At 49.5% G+C, this 1,730-nt stretch carries 3 protein-coding genes; all 3 read left to right on the top strand.

Annotated elements, in window-relative coordinates:
• Positions 1–819: hypothetical protein (locus tag NPX02_RS21055; protein WP_260296028.1), on the top strand; the 819-nt coding region annotated here is incomplete at its 5' end.
• A 14-nt stretch (positions 820–833) separates the two neighbouring features.
• Positions 834–1,082, top strand: coding sequence for a tetratricopeptide repeat protein (locus NPX02_RS21050; RefSeq protein WP_260296026.1), 249 nt, complete (start codon positions 834–836; stop codon positions 1,080–1,082).
• A gap of 438 nt (positions 1,083–1,520) precedes the next feature.
• Positions 1,521–1,730 (top strand): hypothetical protein (locus NPX02_RS21045; RefSeq protein WP_260296025.1); only part of this gene is annotated, 210 nt, incomplete at its 3' end.

Below are 1,730 nucleotides of genomic sequence, written 5' to 3'. Positions count from 1 at the left end.
ATTAATACTAGCATGATGTGTCCTAAGCAAGCCTATGAAGGAAAAAGGGGGAAACCTGGACAAAATCGGACTAAGGTTCATCGGAGATTATTGTTGGTGCCTGGGACGATTGTTATTTTTGGTTTTTTGTATCCATGGGGTCCATGGTTTTTTCAGCGTATTTTAGATGATGGCAAAAGCATTGCCGATCAATGTGAGTATCTTTCGTTGGGAGTTATTGTGGTTATTTATTCAGCAGTGTTTACTCTGCTGGCAGTCTCGATCTCGGCTATATTACTTCGTTTCCTTGTGAGCGCAATTTTCGTAATGCTAGTTGGTGCATCAGGTATTGGTATTCTGGGCGTATGGTGGTTGTGGCTATCCTATGTAACCCTGCTTTGCCCACCCCTACCTCATAGTGAGGAAATACTGTCGTCATCTGCAATAGGATTTATTGCGATAAGCGTGGCGATTTTTTGGTTCCATCTGCGTCCCCGTTTGCAGCGAATGCTGGAGCTCAATGGGCATGCGTGGAATTTTCAGAAGATGGAATACTCGATGCTTGCTGCTATCAGGCGGCCCGATGGAAAGCCAAGCGAACGCATTATGTTAATTACCATCGTGGGCGGCTTCATCGGTCTGTTCCTGGCGACATTGCCGATTGCTGAATGGCTTAGTCTAGGGACTGGAATCCGTGACTTTTTCATGGCCGTGTTGATGTGGTGTCTTGGTTATTTTTTTCTTGGCTACCTCACTCTGGGGCAACTTTATCTAATTTGGCTGGTGCATAAGAAAAGTAAAAAGGTCGGTGGCAGAATGGTGGTCAAAGAGCTCGCCTGAGGGAGGATAGGTACTTGCAGTTTCAGGATATCTATAGAGAAGGTACAGAAGCGCTGCAGCGTGGTGATATTACCCATAGTGCTGCCTGTTGGGACGAACTCTTGGATTTGGAGCCCGAAGATGAGGTGGCGCTACAGAATCTGGCTTTCTGTCATCTGACGCTCGGCAATTACAAAGAAACCATCAATATTTGCGAAAAGGGTAATGTTCTTGTTCCGGGCAATTTAGAGTTCAGGCGATTGCGTGCTGAGGCGGCATATTAAACAGGAAAAGAAACAGGAAAAGGTGACGGAGGGAATAAATTATATACAGTTGTAAGCCAGAAAGCGCCGTACCGCTGTAGCAATCTTTGTTAGTCTGGTAGCATCAGTAATTCAAAACAGGGTCTACGCGGATTAGTGTGGACAAATTCTGGGGACACAATACTTATCTCAGTGTCCCGCCCGGATGTCCGGAAGCACCTTGCCGCGTATTTTGACGAGAGCAGGGCAAGCAGCACAGCAAATAGCACAGCGATGAGCCGACGCATCAGATACCTCCTGAAGATGAAGAGGTATCCAGCGAAAGGCCGAAATGTTTAGGCCGGAGGGCAATTTTTTCGTTTTTTCCACTCAACCCTAAACCAAACCGCGTTTTCTTGGATATAGAAGTAATGGGGAAGTAAGCGGCCGGCGCCGACACCGGCCGGGCTCTTTGACAATTTGGACAGGACCACCCGGCGCGGGCGAGGGCCACCCGCGCTGGATGGCGCCATTCAGCGCAACCGCGAAGTGGCCCGCTTCGCCGCCGAGACCACCCAGAACGACGGCGGCAGCGCCCGCGCCGTTACCCGTTTCGAATACGATGTCCAGAACAACCTCGTCAAAGAGATCGACGCCCACGGCGGCGAGACCAGCCGTACCTGGAACGCC

The organism is Sedimenticola hydrogenitrophicus, from assembly GCF_025175675.1.
GTDB classification, from domain to species: domain Bacteria; phylum Pseudomonadota; class Gammaproteobacteria; order Chromatiales; family Chromatiaceae; genus Sedimenticola; species Sedimenticola hydrogenitrophicus.
Note: the sequence above shows the minus strand (reverse complement) of the source record. Positions and strands in the feature narration are given on the sequence as shown.